At 60.0% G+C, this 19,919-nt stretch carries 18 protein-coding genes and 1 pseudogene; 9 read left to right on the plus strand and 10 right to left on the minus strand.

Going from position 1 to position 19,919, the window contains the following annotated elements; translation table 11 throughout:
• Window positions 1-34: 34 nt before the first annotated feature.
• On the minus strand, window positions 35-799 hold the full coding sequence (locus BMY90_RS08225) for a dienelactone hydrolase family protein (RefSeq protein WP_245734987.1): 765 nt from the start codon (window positions 797-799) through the stop codon (window positions 35-37).
• Window positions 800-923: 124 nt separating this feature from the next.
• Entirely contained in the window at window positions 924-1,895 is a 972-nt protein-coding gene (locus tag BMY90_RS08230) for an RDD family protein (RefSeq protein WP_092703171.1), read from the minus strand.
• A 630-nt stretch (window positions 1,896-2,525) separates the two neighbouring features.
• On the opposite strand from BMY90_RS08230, the gene BMY90_RS08235 reads away from it, so the two are divergent.
• A complete protein-coding gene (locus BMY90_RS08235) occupies window positions 2,526-3,422 on the plus strand; it encodes a hypothetical protein (protein ID WP_245734996.1) in 897 nt (298 codons plus the stop codon).
• Between the two features lie 49 nt (window positions 3,423-3,471).
• On the opposite strand, the gene BMY90_RS08240 is transcribed toward BMY90_RS08235, so the two are convergent.
• Window positions 3,472-3,696 carry a hypothetical protein gene (locus BMY90_RS08240; protein ID WP_092703175.1) on the minus strand — a complete coding sequence of 75 codons (225 nt, stop codon included), beginning with the start codon at window positions 3,694-3,696 and terminating at the stop codon, window positions 3,472-3,474.
• A 103-nt stretch (window positions 3,697-3,799) separates the two neighbouring features.
• Window positions 3,800-4,642, minus strand: a complete 843-nt coding sequence (locus BMY90_RS08245) for a class I SAM-dependent methyltransferase (protein WP_092703177.1) — start codon at window positions 4,640-4,642, stop codon at window positions 3,800-3,802.
• 500 nt (window positions 4,643-5,142) lie between these two features.
• Here BMY90_RS08245 and BMY90_RS08250 point away from each other — a divergent pair, with 500 nt between their 5' ends.
• The 5 genes from BMY90_RS08250 (at window position 5,143) to BMY90_RS08270 (ending at window position 8,305) form a co-directional block, all read left to right on the plus strand.
• Window positions 5,143-5,580, plus strand: a complete 438-nt coding sequence (locus BMY90_RS08250) for a DUF2231 domain-containing protein (protein ID WP_092703178.1) — start codon at window positions 5,143-5,145, stop codon at window positions 5,578-5,580.
• A 104-nt stretch (window positions 5,581-5,684) separates the two neighbouring features.
• Window positions 5,685-6,509 carry a DUF929 family protein gene (locus BMY90_RS08255; protein WP_092703180.1) on the plus strand — a complete coding sequence of 275 codons (825 nt, stop codon included), beginning with the start codon at window positions 5,685-5,687 and terminating at the stop codon, window positions 6,507-6,509.
• A 115-nt stretch (window positions 6,510-6,624) separates the two neighbouring features.
• On the plus strand, window positions 6,625-7,029 hold the full coding sequence (locus tag BMY90_RS08260; protein ID WP_092703182.1) for a GFA family protein: 405 nt from the start codon (window positions 6,625-6,627) through the stop codon (window positions 7,027-7,029).
• A 355-nt stretch (window positions 7,030-7,384) separates the two neighbouring features.
• On the plus strand, window positions 7,385-7,741 hold the full coding sequence (locus BMY90_RS08265) for an ArsR/SmtB family transcription factor (RefSeq protein WP_092703184.1): 357 nt from the start codon (window positions 7,385-7,387) through the stop codon (window positions 7,739-7,741).
• A gap of 54 nt (window positions 7,742-7,795) precedes the next feature.
• Entirely contained in the window at window positions 7,796-8,305 is a 510-nt protein-coding gene (locus BMY90_RS08270; RefSeq protein WP_008207672.1) for an SRPBCC family protein, read from the plus strand.
• Window positions 8,306-8,431: 126 nt separating this feature from the next.
• Here the strand turns inward: BMY90_RS08270 and BMY90_RS08275 are convergent, their stop codons facing one another.
• Entirely contained in the window at window positions 8,432-8,788 is a 357-nt protein-coding gene (locus BMY90_RS08275; RefSeq protein WP_245734988.1) for a YciI family protein, read from the minus strand.
• A gap of 236 nt (window positions 8,789-9,024) precedes the next feature.
• On the opposite strand from BMY90_RS08275, the gene BMY90_RS08280 reads away from it, so the two are divergent.
• The gene (locus BMY90_RS08280) at window positions 9,025-10,086 is read left to right on the plus strand and encodes an alpha/beta fold hydrolase (protein ID WP_092703185.1); all 1,062 of its coding nucleotides are present in this window, start codon (window positions 9,025-9,027) and stop codon (window positions 10,084-10,086) included.
• A gap of 183 nt (window positions 10,087-10,269) precedes the next feature.
• Here BMY90_RS08280 and BMY90_RS08285 read toward each other — a convergent pair whose 3' ends face one another.
• Window positions 10,270-10,992 (minus strand): rRNA pseudouridine synthase, encoded by a 723-nt coding sequence (locus BMY90_RS08285; RefSeq protein WP_092703187.1) that lies wholly within the window; start codon window positions 10,990-10,992, stop codon window positions 10,270-10,272.
• A 148-nt stretch (window positions 10,993-11,140) separates the two neighbouring features.
• Between BMY90_RS08285 and BMY90_RS08290 the strand changes: the two genes are divergently transcribed.
• On the plus strand, window positions 11,141-11,836 hold the full coding sequence (locus BMY90_RS08290; protein ID WP_092703189.1) for a transposase: 696 nt from the start codon (window positions 11,141-11,143) through the stop codon (window positions 11,834-11,836).
• A gap of 96 nt (window positions 11,837-11,932) precedes the next feature.
• Window positions 11,933-12,307 (plus strand): hypothetical protein, encoded by a 375-nt coding sequence (locus BMY90_RS08295; protein WP_092703191.1) that lies wholly within the window; start codon window positions 11,933-11,935, stop codon window positions 12,305-12,307.
• A gap of 448 nt (window positions 12,308-12,755) precedes the next feature.
• On the opposite strand, the gene BMY90_RS08300 is transcribed toward BMY90_RS08295, so the two are convergent.
• The 4 genes and pseudogenes from BMY90_RS08300 to BMY90_RS08315 all read right to left on the minus strand — a co-directional run bounded on the left by BMY90_RS08300 (window position 12,756) and on the right by BMY90_RS08315 (window position 19,685).
• Window positions 12,756-13,457, minus strand: a complete 702-nt coding sequence (locus BMY90_RS08300) for a hypothetical protein (RefSeq protein WP_139201722.1) — start codon at window positions 13,455-13,457, stop codon at window positions 12,756-12,758.
• A 49-nt stretch (window positions 13,458-13,506) separates the two neighbouring features.
• Window positions 13,507-13,572: pseudogene (locus BMY90_RS17035) on the minus strand (integrase core domain-containing protein); the annotation flags it as partial.
• 428 nt (window positions 13,573-14,000) lie between these two features.
• Complete coding sequence (locus BMY90_RS08310; protein ID WP_092703195.1) at window positions 14,001-15,962, minus strand: NACHT domain-containing protein; 1,962 nt, start codon at window positions 15,960-15,962, stop codon at window positions 14,001-14,003.
• Between the two features lie 45 nt (window positions 15,963-16,007).
• A complete protein-coding gene (locus tag BMY90_RS08315) occupies window positions 16,008-19,685 on the minus strand; it encodes a methylmalonyl-CoA mutase family protein (protein ID WP_092703197.1) in 3,678 nt (1,225 codons plus the stop codon).
• Window positions 19,686-19,919 lie beyond the last annotated feature (234 nt).

Here is a 19,919-nt window from a genome sequence, read left to right on the forward strand (position 1 = left end):
TTCCAGTCCATCTCCATCCGCTCGCGACACCGTTTCATGCCGCGTCCGGCCGCTCCTGTTTCAGCACGCGGTCGAACAGCGCGAACATCTCGGACCAGCCGCGCTTGGCCGCCGCCTCGTCGTAAACCGGGAAGTCCGGCTTCATCCAGCCGTGCGAAGCGCCGCGATACAGTTCGCAGCGGTAGCGCACGCCCGCATCGTCCAGCGCCTGCTCGAAGCGCTCGACCATGTCCGGCGGGCTACTGCCATCGTTGTCGGCCACCGCAACGTACAACTCGGCGCGGATCTTCGGCGCCAGCAAATGCGGGCTGACCGGGTCGTCGGTGGCCAGCCGGCCACCGTGGAAGCTGACTGCGGCCGCCACGCGATCGGGATACGTCCCCGCTGCGGCGATTGCCATGCCGCCGCCCATGCAGAAACCGACCGTGCCGATTACGTCGCCGGCCACGTCCTTGCGTGTGTCGAGATACGCCAGCAACGCCTCGGTATCCTGCGCGGCCTTGACGTTGTCCGTACTCGCCATCAGCGGCCCGACTACGGCCCGGAAGCCGCCGCTGGCGAACACTTCCTTCGGATCAAGCGGACCATAGGCGCCGTACCGGTAGAACAGATCCGGCACCAGCACCACGTAGCCACTGGCGGCGATGTGCTCGCCCATCTGCATCAATCCCGGGCGGATGCCGAACGCATCCATGTAGACGATTACCGCCGGCCAAGGCCCCGTCCCTTCGGGCGTAAAGACATGCGTCGCGCATTGCCCGTCCGGGGTACGGATATTGATTGTTTCGTGCTTGATCATGTTTTTGCTCGCAGTGGAAGGCATGCGCCGATCGCCTCGTGGCGCACGACAGGTATCGCACCGCGACATGCCGGCGCACAGGCATCGAAGCATGATAGCGCGCCGGCATTTTCCCGCTGTCCGTCTACTTCAGTTCTGCTGGTTTGAAGGAGTATCCATGTGACTTCCACCCCGACGCGATGCCCATGTCGTAGCCGTACACAAGCGTGATTCGCACGGTGTCCTCGCTGGCGATGTCAGGGTCCGCCCTGGCAACCAACTGGGCGATGCGCTTCGCCATGGCGCTGTCATCCGACAGCGGCGCATCCAGCCGTAGCGTCGCCTGCATGGAGCGGGTCACGCTGCCGTTGAAGTTGAGCCGCGTGCGACCCACCTGCGCCGACATGACATGAGGCTGCGTCGACAGTGTCTGATACATCGGCAGCATGCCGGCAAAGCTGGTGGTCGCCGCCAGTCGCTTCGCCACTGCTGGCACACCCAGCGTCAACAACGCCAGCACCGCCACGACCACCAGATGCCCTCGCCAGATCGACGGGAAGTTCGCGCGCGCCGCCGCGGGGGCTGCCTGTACCACGTACGAACCTACCGCCAGATCGTGCAGGGACTGCCGCGTGCGGCGGTTGAAAACATAGAGATAGATGATCGACAAGATGCCACCGAAGACCATCAGCGCCAGCACACAGCCAAGCACATAGCCGAGCGCGGACGTCAGCATCCATTGCGAATTGAACGCGGTGCCATTGGCAAAAAAAGGCACGCCCAGCACCACGTAACGCAACATGGAGCGCGGCAACGACAGCACCCCGCCCTGCGCATCGACCACACGCAAGCCCAACCAGCGCATGGCCAGAGTCTGCCCGCCGAACACACGACTGTTGCACAAACCAAAGTACGCCAGCGCGATCACGAAACCGATCAGCTTCGCCGCATCCCCCATGCGTGCCAGCGGACCAAAAAACAACGTGCCGATAATCATGCCGAGCGCACCCAGCATCAGCAGATCGATAACGAGCGCAAACAACCGGCGCCAGAAACCGGCGATGACGAATGGTGCCGCAGGCAGCATCGGCGGCTGGGCCGCAGTCGTGGTGTTCATGATGTCCCCTCCTTCCCTGAAGGGAGTCTCGAACAACCGCTTTATTTGCTCGTCATCCCGGCCAAAGCCGGGATCCAGCGACTTTAAAACGCCTGAAGTACAAAGGCACTGGATTCCGGCTTTCGCCGGAATGACGCAGATTGAAAGGTTTTTCGAGATTCCCTGTAGGGAGCATCTTGCCGTAAACGCGAGGATGCTGGCGAGACCTGCCCGAACAGGGGCCACTCAACCCTCGCAGCGATCAAGGCCGTGAGCGGATTGTGGGCCGTGCGGCGACGCTCGCGGACGGCGGCGTGGTGCGCTCGGCGGTCTGGGCAGAACGGTGGAGACAGACAAGGCAAGCCTCCATTTTTGCCATCGAGGGAACCCTGCGCGAGAGAATCTGTCTACCGGGATCGCCCGAAACACAGCCATGCCGCCGGCATGCGCAAGCTTCGTTTGGGTATTTCGCTTGAATGAGGCCGTCTCATCGAACGTTCCGGGCAGGTCCGACATCCCTCCGAGGAGGATCGCGCACGCGGTCTGGCATCTCTCGACATCGGTACACGCGAGACCCTGCGGCGCCGGCGTTGGCGACAACCACCGTCGCTGACACGCCGGGAGTGGGCGCTCGCGCTGACGTTGACCCTGGTGCTGCACGCGCTGTTCGCGCTGGTGCTGTGGAACGAGATGCGGTCCAGTCCGGCGCACCCGACGCGGGTGCACGCGGATATCAACCAGGTGCTGGTGGTGCGCCTGCTGGACCAGACCAGCACACCGCCCGCCGCGCAGCCACCTGCACCACCCGCGCCGCCCCAATTGACCGCGTCGCGGCAGGGAGCGACGCCACACGCCCGCCCCGTCACGCACGAGAAGCCACGCCGTGGCGCGATGGTGGTGCAGGATCATGAAACAGCGCCAGCACAAGCGGCTTCCGTAGCCACGGCGGCGGACAACAGTGTGTTCGCGAAAGATGGCTCGGTACGACTACCGCCCCCGACGAACCATTGGGCGCCACAAAGCGCCAAGGCCAAGCAGCCCAAGCTCGCGGACGATCGCCGGATCATGCAGCACGACCTGAACCGGATGCACACCACACAAACCCGGTTCGAAAAATATTTTCCGCCGCCGAACGAGACCGCCGGTGGCGCGCTGGGCCGCCATATGGGTGATGCGCTCAAGAAGATCGCCAAAAGCATCTGCAATCCCAAGAAGAGCAGCATGGCTACCAACATGCTGTGCGCCGCACCACCCCTGCCCCCGTCGTCCAAGGATCGCGACGAACGCATCAGCCTGCCGTCCGCGCCACTGGCCGGCAATCCGCATCCGGCCAAGCCGCTGCCACTGGCAACCTGCATCACCATCTACAAGGCGAGCGGGCCGTTGCCGTACGGCTGCCCGATCAACACGCCTGACCTGGCCTTCAAGGCCGAGATGCAGGTATGCATCGACCTGTTCCGCGCCGGCAAGCGCCTCAAGACATGGTGCCCGCCTGATACACCCAAACGCGCGGCTGCCGAATCGAAGAAGCGGGATGGAGGCCACTGAGCGAACCCCGTTCAGCGTTCTCCATCCCGACATTGTGTGGCTTGCGAGATCAGAGCTCCGGTACTTCGCCAGACTGGAACAGCACGCGCGGCGTACCGTAATCCCCGCCTTCTTCGTCCACATCCATGCTGTAGGCAATCACGCCGGCATGCTTGTCGGCCATCAGCGCGGCCCTGCGTGCAGCCTCGTCGCCCGTCTTGAATTGCAACACCTGGCCTGCTTTCAAGCCCTGCTTCGCGTGGTCGAACGGCTGCACTACGTGGATCGTTTCCATATGCCCTCCTGTGGGACGGCAAGTATGCGGGAATCGACGGCCAGCAAGACACGGAACGGCGCTGGCTTTTCTGAAAAAGTGCGTTCCAAGCCAGAGGCTTGATTCAACGCCGCAACGCGAGCACGCCATCCAGCGCGAGCTGCGGCTTGAAGCCGGCCTTCTCCAGCCGCCTGGCCACTTCGCGCGGCACATCCCGACCGGTGGTGAGCTTGTTGGGGCTGCCAGTGTAGTGGAACAGTTTCCCGCCCCGGCGCAGCACGCGTGCAAGCTGGTCGTAGAACACCTGCGAATACAGTTCGCCGGCAATACCGAAACGCGGCGGGTCGTGCAGCGCGGCGTCGATCGAGGCATCGGCGACCTGGCTGATCGCCAGCGATACATCGGCGTGGCGCAACTGCAGGCGCCCTTCATTGGCCGGGTCTTCAGCGTCTGGCGACCACGGGTTGAGCGTGCGCAGCCACAACACGTCGGCATTCTTCTCGAACGAATCGATGCGCGCCGCACCCGCCTGCAGGCAGCAGGCCGCAAAATAGCCAAGGCCGCCGCAGGTATCGAGCACGCGCTTGCCGCGCGGTTCGATCAGCGCCACCTTGTGGCGCGCATCCTCAAACGGCGATTGCTTCGAGGTGGGCAGCATCTTGATGCCATCGATCTCGAATGTCGGCGCGCCCCATTCAGTCGGCGCCAGCTTGATCAGCGAGCCGGAGAAACGCGCTGCCGGCACGAACTCGTCGCCGTCCCAGTAGTAGATCGTCCGATCCTTCAGCGACGGCGGATACGGATAACGCATGCCCCGCCATTGCCAGACATCCGCCTGAAGCAACGCCACGCCCTGCGACAGGCCCAGGTCGAGCGAACCGCTCCATTCGCCAGCACTGGCATCGCGCGCGGCCAGCAGAGCTTGGGCGGTTGCGCGCACGAACAGGGGACCAATGTAACGGGGCATGCGGAACTCTCGGGAATGGAATGATGCGAGGGGATACCCCGCCGTGGAAGCCTGCCTGATCAGCCACGTCGTCAAGGTCCTCTTCGGAGGCGGATGACGATCGCGGGGGCGGCCCTGCACTCATGGGGCAATACAGGAATTTTCCCACGAATGCCCTCGTTGCCGAACCAGGCAGGAGACAACGATCCCATTCGGCTCCCTGTCGCCGGCATAAACGAAAGCCGGCTTGCGCCGGCCTTCGCATTACACCCACCTGATCGACGGCCATGCCGTCGCCCGGATGATTACGAACAGGCCTTGCCGTGCTCGGCATGATCACCCTTGGCCTTAGCGGCCGCCTCGCTCATGTACTCGCCGTGCTTGCAAGATGCGAAGATGGCTGATGCCTTTCCCGCTGCCTTTGGCGCGGGAGCGTACAATCAATGACTGTTTGTTCGGGCCGGGTTCGGCATGTTCGTGTGCCGGAAAAGTGAGCCCGGGCTTCTTATGGGCACCCCGTCATGCGCCATCCCCTGCATCCCACGCTGGCCCACTTTCCGGTGGCCTGCTGGTCAATCGCCACCATCGCGGACTTTGCCACGCCGCACTACGGGCCCTCTGCCTGGCACCTGGCCGATGTGTTGCTTTGGATCGGAGCACTCGCCGCGATACCGACCATCATCGTCGGCATCTTCGAGCTGACCGCGATTCCGAAAGAACCTGCGTCGGTGCGTACCGGCTTCACGCACATGGGCATCATGTTCATGGCCTTCATCCTCTACCTCGTGAGCCTGCTGCTGCGCGATCACGAAGGCCAGTTCATCCACCCCGATACCGTGGCGCGGGCGTTCAGCGTGGCGGGCTTCGTCTTTCTGCTGGTCGGCGGCTGGCTGGGCGGCACCCTGGTCTACGGCCACGGTGCGGGTGGCGACCACAAGGATGGCGAAACATCCGCCTGAGCGGAAACGCGGGCTTGAACCCAGGGGTGAAATGGCGCGATTTCTGATTGCCGCCAGCGCTTTTGGCATACGATTCCTGCTCGCCGATCCGCCAAGAGATACCCATGCCCCGTCTTATCGTTATCGCGGCCATGCTGACCGCCGCAGCCACGGCTGCCTTCACGCCCGCAGCGTCGGCGCAATCCAGTTTCTTCGGGATAAGTGCGCCCAAGACACCGGTGGCGCTGCACCAGAAACTCGACCAGCCGGTAGCACCCCGACTGCTGGCCACTCTCGAGCAGGCCAGCCATCGCGGCCTCGCCTTCCGCACCCAACCGGACGCGACCGTCCTCAAGGCCATCCCGGGCACGCGCCTCACCACCGATGGCAAGGTGGGATTGCTGTACGTCGGCGCCGACTTCTGTCCGTACTGCGCCAGCCAACGTTGGGGCGTGATGTTGACGCTGTTGCGTTTCGGCAAGCTCGGCGGGCTGCGTTACATGCTCTCCACTGCCAGCGACGTGTATCCCAACACAGTCACGGTGACCTTCCAGCACGCAAGCTATCAGAGCCCGTATCTCGATTTTCAGGCAGTGGAAACCGCGGACCGTGATGAGCAGCCGCTGATGATTCCGAACAAGTCGCAGATGCGGATCCTGAACACTTTCGACGCACCGCCGTACGTGCAGTTCGCCGGATCCATCCCCTTTGTCTACCTCGACGGCAAATACGAACTGGGCCAGTTGCTGGTGACACCGGACCAGCTCAAGGACCAGAACTGGCAGCAAATCGCGACCGCGCTGGCCGACCCGAAAAGTGCACTCTTTCGTAGCGTGATGCCCCGGGTCAACCTGCTGACTGCAGCCATCTGCCATCTTGACGGCGGCAAGCCGGTCGACGTCTGCACCGCACCCGGCGTGGCGGCGGCCAAGAGCGTTCTGGCCAAGTGAAAACGGAGGGCGCTTGACCTCCCCCGCCACCTGGCCCGACGGAAACGTCCAGGTCGCAAAGGGAATCGCGCCAGCGTGACACGCTTGCCATCACCCATTTCCGGTCGAGGTGCCCATGTCCCATAAAACGGCTTCATGTTGCTGCGGACAACTCAGCATCGACGTTCAAGGCGATTCGCTGGGTGCCGGCATTTGCCACTGCCTCGCGTGCCAGCAGCGCACCGGCAGCGTTTTCGCGGCGCTGGCTGCTTACGCCGCCCCTTTTGCCGTTACCGGTACCGCTACCGAATACGTCCGCACCGGCGACCAGGGAGCAACATTCCGCTTCAGGTTTTGCCCTGTTTGCGGAAGCACGGTTTTTCACACGGAAGAAGGGAACGACACGTACGTGATGGTGGCAGTCGGCGCATTTGCCGAGCCGGATTTCCCTGCCCCGCAAGATTCCATCTACGAGTGTCGCAAGCACTCATGGGTTCAATTGCCCGAGGGAATCGCCCACTACGCAAAAGATACGGACTGACGCCGCACATGCCCTCATTCCCTGCTCCATCACGTGGAAGCGTGCAAGCGGCGGAATCAAGGGCAAGGCACTGGATGACCAGGCATCCGTCTGTTGAAAAGCGCCTCCAGCTTTTGCCGGAATGACGGGCAAAATCAGATTTTCCCTGGACCGCATGGCGAGTCTGGTTGCCGACGTGCGCGACGCACTGATCAACTGCACGCAGCCACTCACGGGTGCCTATGGCTTCGTCCCGGCAGCAGCGAGATGACCACGCCCGGGCGCCACTAAGCCTCCTTTCCCATCATGACCCGAGAATCTTGACCGCCCCACCCTGCCTATGTACATTACCTATCAGTTATTAAACTAAACGGCTATGCAATCATCGGAACGCCTCAACCTCACCTTTGCCGCGCTGGCCGACCCGACCCGTCGCGCCATCCTGGCGCGGCTGGCTACCGGAGAGGCCACGGTGACGGAACTTGCCGAGCCGTTCGAAATGAGCCAGCCAGCGATCTCCAAGCACCTGAAAGTGCTGGAGCGCGCCGGCCTCATCTCGATGGATGTCGATGCGCAACGACGCCCACGCAAACTGGAACCGAAGCGACTGCAAGAGGCCGTGGATTGGATCGAACGTTACCGCGAAATTTTTGAACAGAACTACCAGCGCCTCGATGCCTTGCTCGATGAACTCCAGGCCAAACCGTCCAGGCGCAAACAGGCAAAAAAATAGCGACAACATGCCGCCCTTCATCCTCATGGCGGCGCACAACCACGATGAACCATCATGGAGAAGACCATGCCCAAGCCCGCACAAGTAACACTTCCCAGCGATCGTGAAGTCCGCGTCACACGCAGCTTCAACGCGCCCCGCCAACTGGTTTGGGATGCACATACCCGCCCCGAACTCGTGCGGAAATGGCAGGGTTACGACGGCTGGGACATGCCGGTGTGCGACATGGATGTCCGCGTTGGCGGCAAATACCGATGGCAGTGGAAAAACCGCGAAGACGGCAACGGATTCGGCTTCCTCGGTACGTTCACCGAAGTCGACGCCCCATCCAGGCTGGCCCACGAACAATATTTCGACCCGGGCGACATGGACTTCGCCATGCCAACGGGCGATCCATGCATCGTGTCACTTGAACTCAGCGAGCAGGACGGCGTCACCACGCTCGTCTGCAATCTGACGTTCGCGTCGAAGCAAGCGCGTGAAGACGCAGTCTCCACCGGCATGACCGACGGCATGGAGCATAGCTACACCCGCCTCGACGACATGCTCAAAGCTGCGGAGTAAAGAAGCAGGCACGCGGCACGACAAATTGGATGGAGGCCGTTGTTTCAAGCTCCCTGCATCCTCTTTTACGACAGACCGCACGCGTACGCAGGGATGCAACACATACGGGCCCGCGTTCGATTTCGGCTACGACTTGATCCGGCGAACCTCCTGTGGCCAGCCGCATGCCACGGCCAGCTTGCCGGCCCAATGTCTTGCTGCCTGTTCGTCGGCTACGTCGATCACGCTGAATCCGCCCAGGAACTGGGGGTTCGAGACGTACGGCCCGTCAGTGAAAACCAGCGTGCCGCTGGTGGCGTCCGCACAGAAGGCGGCAGCCGGGTCTTCCTCCAGGCCTCCGGCAAACACATGGATGCCGGCCGCCTTCATTTCTTCCACAACCGCCCTGGCCAGCGGGCCGCGCGCTTCGAACCATGTTTCGGAATGCTCGCCGACCCACGGCTGATTGAAATAGATCAGATACTCGCTCATGGCATGCTTCAAGGCCGCGCAGCCCCAGCGGCTGGCTTCCTCCTGTCGACGAACGGGCGCAGGCTGTTTCGACAAGCGGGCGGGGCAAGACTCCGTTTCCGACAAGCGCTGAAGGCGGTTTGTCAGTGAACCCTACCCCGTTTATACGCTTCGGAACTTGCTGAACTTGCTGAACTTCCTGCACCGCCTCAAGTCGATGAAAGAGCCTGCCCGGCGCGCCTGTCCGGGCCATCAATGGGAGACATGCCATGAACAAGATGCACCTGAAAGCGGGTAGCGCCCTTTTGCTGGTCATGGCGTTCTGCCAGACCCAGGCCACCGAAGCCAGCCACGCCACCGCAACGCAACGCATGCCGGACAGCTATGCGCAGGCGGCGAAGCTGATCGACCTTGGCCATGGCCGCCATCTCAACCTGCGCTGCTCGGGCAACGGGCCGCAGACCGTCCTGCTGGAGGCCGGCGCGCTCGCCGATTCCTCCACCTGGTTCAAGGTACAACCGCTGCTGGCCGCCCACGCACGCGTCTGCGCATACGACCGCGCCGGCTTCGGCTTCAGCAGCGAGGGGCCGTTGCCGCGGAATCTCGACGCCGACGTATCCGATCTGCACGCGCTGATCCAACGCGCTGGCCTTGCGACCCCGCTGGTGATGGTGGGGCATTCGCTGGGCAGCAACATCGTTCGGCAGTACGCGAGCCGCTATCCGGAGAACGTGAGCGCGATGGTGCTGCTCGATCCGCCAGCGCAGGACATCGGCCGGTTTGCTCCCGGCTGGCAGAAGGACGAGGACACCCTCTCGGTGCAGCGGTTCGCGTTTCTTCGGCAATGCGAGGCGGCCGCCGAAAAGCACGAGCTGACGTCCACCAACAAGGAACTGAGCCAGTGTCTCGGCGGACCCGATCCACACGCCAGCGCCAAGCTCAACGCGGTGAACCTGGCCCTCATGTCGAAGCCTGCGTACTGGCACACCGTGTTGTCGGTGCTCCAGAACAATCCCGCGATATTCAAGCCGCCCGTGTCAAAGCAGGAGACCCACGGCGCAACGCCCCTGATCGTGCTGTCCGCCGCCAACACCTATGCCGATGCGCTGCCGCGTGACCGCAAAGGGCTGGAAGAAGCCCGGGCCCACACGCAGGCGCAGATCGTCGCCACCTCCTCCCGCGGCACGCTGGTGCACGTTGCGGATACCTCGCATGACATCCAGATCGATCAGCCGAACGCGGTGGCCAAGGCGGTCATGCAGGCTCTGAAGATGGCCAAAGGGGACGCCAATGGGCGGCAACGAGGACGAAGTGAGCCAGACCGGGGTTGACGGACAGCCCGGCTCTGCAGCGCAGGACCGGGGGTCTGGCTCACTTTCCAAAAGTGAAGCGGCCTTCCAGGGCAGGCATCTATCGGCGCCCTGCCCGCGCATCGCTCGTGACGCAACAATTCAAACGGTTGCAAGTGAACCTGACCTCGTTTTTGTCAGAGGTGGACCGACTTCAAATGACCCTCAGATGCGTTCATGCGGTGCCAGGTAACGCCATTGTCCCGGCGGCAGCTTGGCCAGCGGAATGCGCCCCACGCGAAGACATTTCATCCCCAGCACGGTGAGTCCGACGGCATTGCACATCGGTTCGATCTGGGTCGGCCGCAACACCTTGAACGCGAAGCGTAGCCGTTGTTCACTCTGCCAGCTGACCTTGATCGGCGGCATCGCATAGTTGTTGAAACGCAGACCGTGATTGAGCAGGGCCAGCCCGTTCGGAATCAGCGTGCCTTCCACATCGACGACAAATTCCTGTTCGACGCGATGGATGTCTTCGGTCAGCTTGCGCACGACGCGCCAGTCCTGAGTGAAGATCAACAGGCCACTGGCATCTGTCGGAAGCGAAAGCGGCGAGGTCAGTCGATGCAGGTGTCGCCGCAACGGGCGCACGCCGGAGGCATCGTCAGGCGTGCGTGTCAGTGCAGTGACCAGCGCGTTGGCCGGGTTTGCGCCGACACCGCTGTCGTATCCAGCGGGCTTGTGCAGCACCAGGGTGATCGGTTCAGCGGGGACCAACTGGGCCGCGGGATCGAGTTCGACCACTTGCGTGTCGACCATGAACTGCGGCTCTTCCACGACGTTGCCGTCGACCTTCACCCAGCCGCCTTCGATGTACTGCTGGGCCTCGCGTCGCGAGCAACCGGTGAGCGCGGTGAGATATTTGTCGAGGCGTAGCGGTTCGGTCATCGGGCGGGCCTCGGGTGGTCAGTGGGGCCATTGTACGGGGTCCAAACCGGGGTCAGAGTGCACTTTCCGACAGGAGATGGTGGCGTGATCCGACAGACCGTCGCATGGTGCGTGGGGAAACTGGCGACACGCCCATACGGATGCCGCCATGCCTCGCCAGCCACGACTCGATCTTGCCCAGATACCCCAGCACGTCGTCCAGCGCGGCAATGATCGCCAGCCGTGCTTTTTCACCGACATCGATCGTGTGCGTTACCTGCAAGACCTGCGCGAGATCGCCATGCGCGAGGGATGCCACGTCCACGCCTACGTGCTCATGACCAACCACGTACATCTGCTGATGACGCCCGCCGCCAGCGGCCAGGTTGCGCGCGTCATGCAATCGCTGGGGCGGCGCTACGTTCGCTACATCAACGATCGTTACCGGCGCACCGGCACATTGTGGGAAGGACGCTACAAGTCATCACTGGTAGATCGGGAAACCTACCTGCTGCACTGCTACCGCTATATCGAGTTGAACCCGGTCCGCGCTCGCATGACCGCCGATCCACTCGACTACGCGTGGTCGAGCCACGCACACAATGCCTTCGGCCGCGCCGATCCGCTTATCCATCCGCACCCGACCTATCTGGCTCTGGGCAGAACAGGCCAGGAGCGACAGCGCGCCTACCGCGCCCTCGCCATGGAAAACCTATCCCAGGATCATCTCGACGCCATCCGCATCCACCTGCAACGTCAACACGCCCTGGGATCTGAGCGCTTCCGCACGGCTATCGAAGCGCAGCTGTCACGCCGTGCAGGGCCGGCGAAAATCGGGCGCCCGCGCAAAAAACCTCCAGAGTGAAGCTCGGAAAGTGCACTCTGACCCCTGTTTTCCCGCTAGAGCTGACCCCTTGGTCCTTACGCTATACACTCTGCTCTCCACAGGGGAGGGAGCGCGATGAAAAGGATCGTTACGTTGGCGGCGGCCGTAGCTGGGCTTTTGGCGAGCGTGGGTAGCTTCGCGAGCGACCTCCCCATGGATACGCTTGGCCTCATGCCCTGTTCCGCTTGGAACGACGAACTTGCCAAGCAAAACGAGAAACTGATTGCCCTCTCCGTCGTATGGCAGGAAGGCTTCGTCACTGGTATGCGTCAGACTATCGTTGCCCAAGGGACCGATGTGGCTGAGGGCACCGAGGTAGATCTGCGCAAGTCGATCACGGCTTTTTGCTCGCAATACCCCGACAAGACAATTCTGGTGGCTGACGCCGTGTTTGTTGGGCAGTTGGCAGCGAAAGCGGCCAACGAGAAGATTGCGAAAGAGAAGAAGTAGCAACTTAGGCCCATACTGGCATCTGGTGCCCGACACGGCGGTGGTATCCGATGGGTTGAGCTGTGTCCCTGGCGTGCTTGAAGCGGACTGCACCCACGAAAAAGAGAAAAAAGGTGCCAAGGACAATTAGCCGCTGAGCCACTCACCCGTAAAGAAACAGGGGGCAGGGTCGACTTTTACTAGCGGCTTTGCTCAAAGAAAGTGCACTCTGACCCCTGTTTTTATCGCAGCAAGCGCCGGCTGTACTCGGTGATGCGACTGGGCCGCGAAGCGCTCGTGCGACGATGGTTGCCGATCTCGGTCTCGCGCCTTCTTGATCAGCTACGACAACCCGCCACATCCTTGATTGATCAACTGGGTGTACCAGCATGAAAACGTGGGGAAACCTCAGACTCTGACCCCTGTTTTGGACCCCTGTTTTGGTGGTGGTTTTGTATTTTCTTATTGGCTACGGGATTTTACGCACGTATTTCATACGCAGGCCTTCCTTAAAGAGTCTCCCCGCGCGCCATTTTGTAGGGTCACTTGGGTGATCCTCAAAAATACCCATATCTTTCATTCGGCGAAGAGACTCGCGAATTGCCTTCTTAGAAATGTCATTAGGTAATTTATCTTCAAGAGCATCCACACACCGATCAAGAATAAATGGAGTCTGTAAACCACTGAAAGACTGAAGAAGGTCGGCAACTAGCTTCTTATTCAAGTCTACGGACGAGCCTAAATCGAGAGCAAAATTCAGCTCTTGCTTAACTTCGTTAATAAAATCACGCGCGGCGTACTCGAAAGCCTCTAATACGACGTCGTGGGAAACACGCCCCCCGTCCAGCGCCTTCTCGCCGCGACTCGTCCCGAGCTCTGCGACCTTCGTAAAGAACGCGCCAAAGACTCGTGGATAGAAAGATGACCGACTGTCACCCTCGCCCGCCGCGTCAGAGAAATAGGTTCGCAGGAATGTCATCGTTGAAAGGTTATTTCGACGCAATTTTTGAGGAAATACTCGTAACAACAGTTGCTCATACTCGATGGGCTCAAGTGAGCCCGACCTGACTCGTCCGCCATACCCGCTAAAGGACTTGCCCCACTCGTGGTCGGGGCCGAGCGCATTCGCGCGCCATTCAGCGCGCTCGATCGCTAAAGAAACTCCCGCCATCAAAGCTGAATCGGCATATCGATGTCGAACGTCTGCATGAAGGGATAGGGAGGCATTCGTCGCGCAGGCGGCCGTTGAACGATTCGATGCAGGCGTTCTGGTTCGGCTTACCACATGCTGTGCGAAGGCACGACGTTCGATCTCACGCGCGCCTTCGGCTGATCACGCTGACGGTCGCAGGCCGGAACCGGGGTTTGGCTTCGAACCAGTCACTCTGAAAGGTCGCGACCGTCGGCACCCGTGTTGTACGCAAGACCGCACGCGGACCGAGCCATCAAGGGGTGGGCCGTGATCCCGAGACTCTGTGCGACGCATGACGCGCACCTGGACGGCATCCGCGATGACCGATGAGTGTTTGGCCAGCAGCAAGGGCCGCTGGCGCGGCCCTAACCAGAACGGTGACTGGCGCGATCTTGGCGCCGCATGAAACACAACGGCGGGTGGTCAGCGGCAAGACGGGCACATACCCTTCGGCACGACCGGGGAAGAGCCAGTGCGGGCCTATTGACTAAGGACAGCGAAATGGTGACCCCTGTTTCCCCTTTAATTCGCCTTCTTCGGAATCACGGACATAAGCCAATCAAGGTCATGATTTAGTGGCTCATTGACGCTATCAACGATTTCCCTCGCCTCATCAAGGGACATTGTCCGAACGCCATGCGAGCGCTCTAATAGAGAAAGAAGGTCCTTAGTCTTATCTGGGGACGTACTGTCTTCCAACAAATCGAAAAAACTACAAATCGGTTCATCTAAAATATGTGAAAATCTGTCAATAGCACCTAACATCGAGACAGGCAATCCAGACCCCAGACTTCTATCTGGCTCCAAGGCACTAATAAGCCTAAACTTATCCAAAAATGGCGTATTACAGACCGTAAGCTTACCCCCGTTCAGGGAAACATGACTGGCGCTTTGGAAATTAGATCGTAGACCAAATTTTTTGACGTCATCCATGAACTTACCAAAACCAGAAAAATCGTCTTTCAGGGTGCTGTCAACGTATGCCTTTCTGATAAAAAATATATCACCGAATTTTTCTGCCAAAAACATCTGAAAACCTGATTCTCTATCACGGAACCTACTCTTGTCAAACTCCACCAAACAGTCTGACAAAAATGGCTTGGAGACTAACGACCTGACAAGCCTTCGATCCAAATCAGCTAGCATAACGAGAATATTTTCGTTCTTTCTTGGATTAGCTGGATCGACAAGCTTTTTTATTAATTCATCTCTAGTCGAACCAGAATCGAAGAATATATATTGGGCTGAAAAATAATCTTGAAATGCTTTGTGTGCCCACCTGATATCTACGCCATCTTTTTGAAAAATGGGAACTGCCGAGAGCAGATCAACCCTAAGCTTGCCAGCCTCAAAATTTAACGGATCGACAATTCGCTTAGCACTCTCGATGGACGCGTGGAATTCTTCGTTACTATACTGAACCCTGCCAATGAAAAAGGTCACAATGCCGAGCGCCCGAACGGCTTTATGAAAATCTTCTATATCTAGGCCCGTTTTCTTTTTGCGTTCAAACCCTGCCCCCTTACTCAAATCATGATCTTGGTAGAGCGCATCGTACACCTGCCTAAAGAAAATATGCCGTTTAAATGGGATAGTGCCTTTGTACTCAAATGCCTTAAAGAGCAATGACACAAGAAGTGGATTACGCAGGAACTCATGTATCTGATTATTGCTTTTAACCTTGCTTATTAAGCGCTCAGCAACATCGCCATCGTGTCCATACTTTTTTATCAACGTGAAAGCTTCCTGCATTTCAAGTGGCCTGATGCGATATTCTTTAAAGTCGCTTAAACCTTTCAGCTCAGAATCCGGCCGAGATGAAACTATAAAGTTGCATTTCTCAAATTTGGCAGATAACTCGGATATTTCACCGTTGATTCTCTTTCGAAGACCGTCTTCTATTTCGTCATAACCATCAAGCAGCAACAATACGTTTCCAGCTGATAGCACCTCTTCGAGCACCGTCCCACATACTTCTTGGTCGCACCCGGAAAATTCTTTACATATGTATCCATAAAGCGTCTCCCCGGAAGCGATTTTTCTTAACTCTACAAGTATCGGGATAGCTTTCAGCTGTAAGAGAACGGCCTGCACGATGAACTTCAGCGCAGTGGACTTACCCATACCCGCAGTATCCGTAATCAGTATTCTTTTATTTGCCTCAAAAAATGATTCGGGGTATTTATCTAGCTTTAGTGACACTTTGTTTGCTTGATCAACAAGGGTCAACGGCACATACACATCACTTAATGCAATGGAACCGCCAGGGATAGCGACAGTGGAAATTGTTTTGGTCGCCTTGTCGAGCCTTGAAATATATTTCTTAGAGCCATTTACTATTGAATTATGAGCTTTTCTACTCTTTAACAATGGCGCCAGGACCTTATCCCAGAAGCTATTCGCAGCTTTTTTTGCCATAGTTGATGCAATTGATTTATTGGCCGCAACACCGCTTGCTACGAGCATTGTTTCAAAGAAAGCCATAGTCAAAATTCCTTTTTTAATGAGACGTTACCAAAAGGTCGAAATCTACATATTCCTCCGATACTCCCCCCCCACCTCATACAACGCATGGCTGATCTGCCCCAAAGAGTTGTACTTAACTGCCTCAATCAACTGCTCAAACACATTCCTACGCTCCCGCGCCGTCGTCTGCAGCACCTTCAGACTATCCGAAGCCAGCGCATTCCGCGCCTCCCCATAACTCCGAACATTGGCAATCTGCGCCCCCTTCTCCTCCTCCGTCGACCGAATCAACTCGATCTCCGTGGCAATCTCCCCCGCATGATCCTTCGGCAAGAACGTATTGACGCCAATCAACGGCAACGACCCATCATGCTTCTTGTGCTCGTAATACATCGACTCGTCCTGGATCTTGCCGCGCTGGTACATCGTATCCATCGCCCCAAGCACGCCGCCGCGCTCGCTGATCGCCTCGAACTCCTTGTACACCGCTTCCTCGACCAGGTCGGTCAGCGTGTCGACGACATAGCTCCCTTGCCACGGATTCTCGTTGAAGTTCAGCCCCAGCTCCTTGTTGATGATCATCTGGATCGCCACCGCGCGGCGCACGCTTTCCTCGGTAGGCGTGGTGATCGCCTCGTCGTAGGCGTTGGTGTGCAGCGAGTTGCAGTTGTCGAACAGCGCGTACATCGCCTGCAGGGTGGTACGGATGTCGTTGAACTGGATTTCCTGCGCGTGCAGTGACCGGCCACTCGTCTGGATGTGGTACTTCATCATCTGGCTGCGCGCGCTGGCGCCGTAGCGCTCGCGCATGGCGCGGGCCCAGATGCGGCGGGCGACGCGGCCGATGACGGTGTATTCCGGGTCCATGCCGTTGGAGAAGAAGAACGACAGGTTGGGCGCGAAGTCGTCCACGCTCATGCCGCGGGCGAGGTAGTACTCGACGATGGTGAAGCCGTTGCTCAGGGTGAAGGCGAGCTGGCTGATCGGGTTGGCCCCGGCTTCGGCGATGTGATATCCGCTGATGCTGACCGAGTAGAAGTTGCGCACCTTGTGGTCGACGAAGTACTGCTGGATGTCGCCCATCATGCGCAGCGCGAATTCGGTGCTGAAGATGCAGGTGTTTTGCGCCTGGTCTTCCTTGAAGATGTCGGCCTGCACGGTGCCGCGCACCTTGGTCAGGGTGTCGGTCTTGATGCGGGCGTAGGTTTCCGCGTCGACCAGGTCGTCGCCGCAGACGCCGAGCAGGCCCAGGCCCAAACCGTCGTTGCCGGTGGGCAGGTCGCCCAGGTATTGCGGGCGCTGGCGGCCTTCGTAGAGTTTGTCGATCTTCTTCTGCGCGGCGGCCCAGCGGGCGGCGTCTTCGCGCAGGTACTTTTCAACATTTTGGTCGATGGCCGTGTTCATGAACATCGCCAGGATCATCGGCGCGGGGCCGTTGATGGTCATGGAGACGGAGGTGCTGGGCGCGCTGAGGTCGAAGCCGGAGTACAGCTTCTTCATGTCGTCCAGGGTGGCGATGTTGACGCCGGAGTTGCCGATCTTGCCGTAAATGTCCGGGCGCGGGGCCGGATCCTCACCGTACAGGGTGACCGAGTCGAACGCGGTGGACAGGCGCGTGGCGGCGCCGCCCTGGCTCAGGTAATGGAAGCGGCGGTTGGTGCGCTCGGGCGTGCCTTCGCCGGCGAACATGCGGGTGGGATCTTCGCCGCTGCGGCGGTATGGGTAGACGCCGCCGGTGTACGGGTAGTGGCCGGGCAGGTTTTCCTTGCCGAGGAAGGTGAGCAGGTCGCCCCAATCCTTGGACTTGGGTGGGGCGACTTTCGGGATTTTCTGATGGCTGAGGGATTCGCGGTAGTTGTCGACCTTGATGACCTTGTCGCGGACTTTGTATTCGTTGAATTCGGCGGTGACCGATTCGAACAGTGTGGGCCAGTGGCGCAGTTGTTCGATGGCTTCGTGACTGAGTTCCTTCAGCGCGGCGTTGTAGCGCTGGCGCAGGAGGAGCATGGAGCGGTCGACGTGAGGGGACGCTTCGACTTCGCCCTGCGGGCTACGCTCAGCGCGAACGGTTTCATGTTCGTTACCAGCCGACCCATCCGTTCGCCCTGAGCGTAGACGCGCAGCGTCGGAGTCGAAGGGCTCGTGCAGCTCGGCGTTGCGGTACAACTCCAGCGGCTTGGGCAATTTGTCGTCGCCCAGCTCCTTCAGCGCTTCGTAGTAGTGCTGCGCCTTGCTGGCGAACTCGGCCTGGGTCTCGATGCCCTGGTTGATGGCGCGGCCCTGCTCGGCGATTTCGGCGAGGTAGCGCACGCGGGCGCCGGGGATGAGGACGGTGGCGCGGGGGGATTTGAGGGTGGTGTCGAGGTTGGGTTGCCAGTCGCAGCCGGAAAGGAAAAGGGGGTCAGAGTCACTTTTCGACTCAGAACCAACAAGACCAGCGGCGTACGCACTCGAAAAGTGACTCTGACCCCCTTTTCCCGCGCCGAGGTGGAGTTTCTCGCGCATCAGGCGACACAGGTTGGTGAACATCCAGGTGACGCCCGGATCGTTGAACTGGCTGGCGATGGTGGGATAGACCGGCACGTCCTCGTCCTTGACGTTGAACGCGGTGCGGTTGCGCTTCCACTGCTTGCGGATGTCGCGCAGCGCGTCTTCGGCGCCGCGCTTGTCGAACTTGTTCAGCACGATGAGTTCGGCGAAGTCGATCATGTCGATCTTCTCCAGCTGGCTGGCGGCGCCGTAGTCGCTGGTCATCACGTAGGTGGGGAAGTCGACCAGGTCGACGATTTCCGAATCGCTCTGGCCGATGCCGGCGGTTTCCACGATGACCAGGTCGTACGGCTGGCTCTTCAGGAAGCCGATGCAGTCGTGCAGCACGATGCTGGTGGCGGCGTGCTGGCGGCGGGTGGCCATGGAGCGCATGAAGACGCGATGGCTGCGCAGGGAATTCATGCGGATGCGGTCGCCGAGCAGCGCGCCACCGGAACGGCGGCGGGTGGGATCGACCGCCAGCACGGCGATGCGCATCTCGGGGAAGGCATGCAGGAAGCGCAACAGCAGCTCGTCCACCACGGACGACTTGCCGGCGCCGCCGGTGCCGGTAAGGCCGAGCACCGGGGTCTGTTTGCCGGCCAGCGCCCATTCCTTGCGCAGGCGGGTCAGCTCGGCATCGTCGAGATGACCTTCCTCGATGGCGGTGAGCATGTGGCCGATGCTGATCTCGTCGCTGATATCGACGCGGGCGGGCACGCCGGACGGCTCGGCTTCGGCGCGCTTGCCGGCGGCGCCACGGGCGCGCGTCATCACGTCTTCGATCATCTCGACCAGGCCCAGCTTCATGCCGTCGTTGGGGTGGTAGATGCGCTCGACGCCGTAGGCCTGCAGCTCGCGGATTTCCTCCGGCGTGATGGTGCCGCCACCGCCGCCGAACACGCGGATGTGACCGGCGCCCTTCTCTTTCAGCATGTCGACCATGTACTTGAAGTACTCGACGTGGCCGCCCTGGTAGGACGACATGGCGATGGCGTCGGCGTCTTCCTGCAGCGCCGCGCGCACCACGTCTTCCACCGAGCGGTTGTGGCCCAGGTGGATCACTTCCGCGCCCTGGCTCTGGATGATGCGGCGCATGATGTTGATGGCCGCGTCATGGCCGTCGAACAGGCTGGCGGCGGTGACGAAACGCAGCGGATGAGTCTCGCGCTGGTGGGTGCTTGCGGGGACGTGCTTGGCGGGCGAGCTCATGGGGGACTCCGTAAAACCTTGGTGATCAGCCCCGTGATTCTAGTGGCTGGGGGCTGTCATCCGCTGACGCACTGCCGCATAAGCGAAGGCGTGCGTCGGTGCGTGGAAAATCGCCACGGAAGCAGGGGCGGTCTCGAAAAACTTCGCCGGACACGTCATTTCAGCGAAAGCTGAAATCCAGTGCCTTTGCTTTTCAAGAGACTTGAAGTGGCCGGATTTCGGCTTCCTGATTGG

This window comes from Rhodanobacter glycinis (assembly GCF_900114325.1).
Classification (GTDB): Bacteria; Pseudomonadota; Gammaproteobacteria; order Xanthomonadales; family Rhodanobacteraceae; genus Rhodanobacter_A; species Rhodanobacter_A glycinis.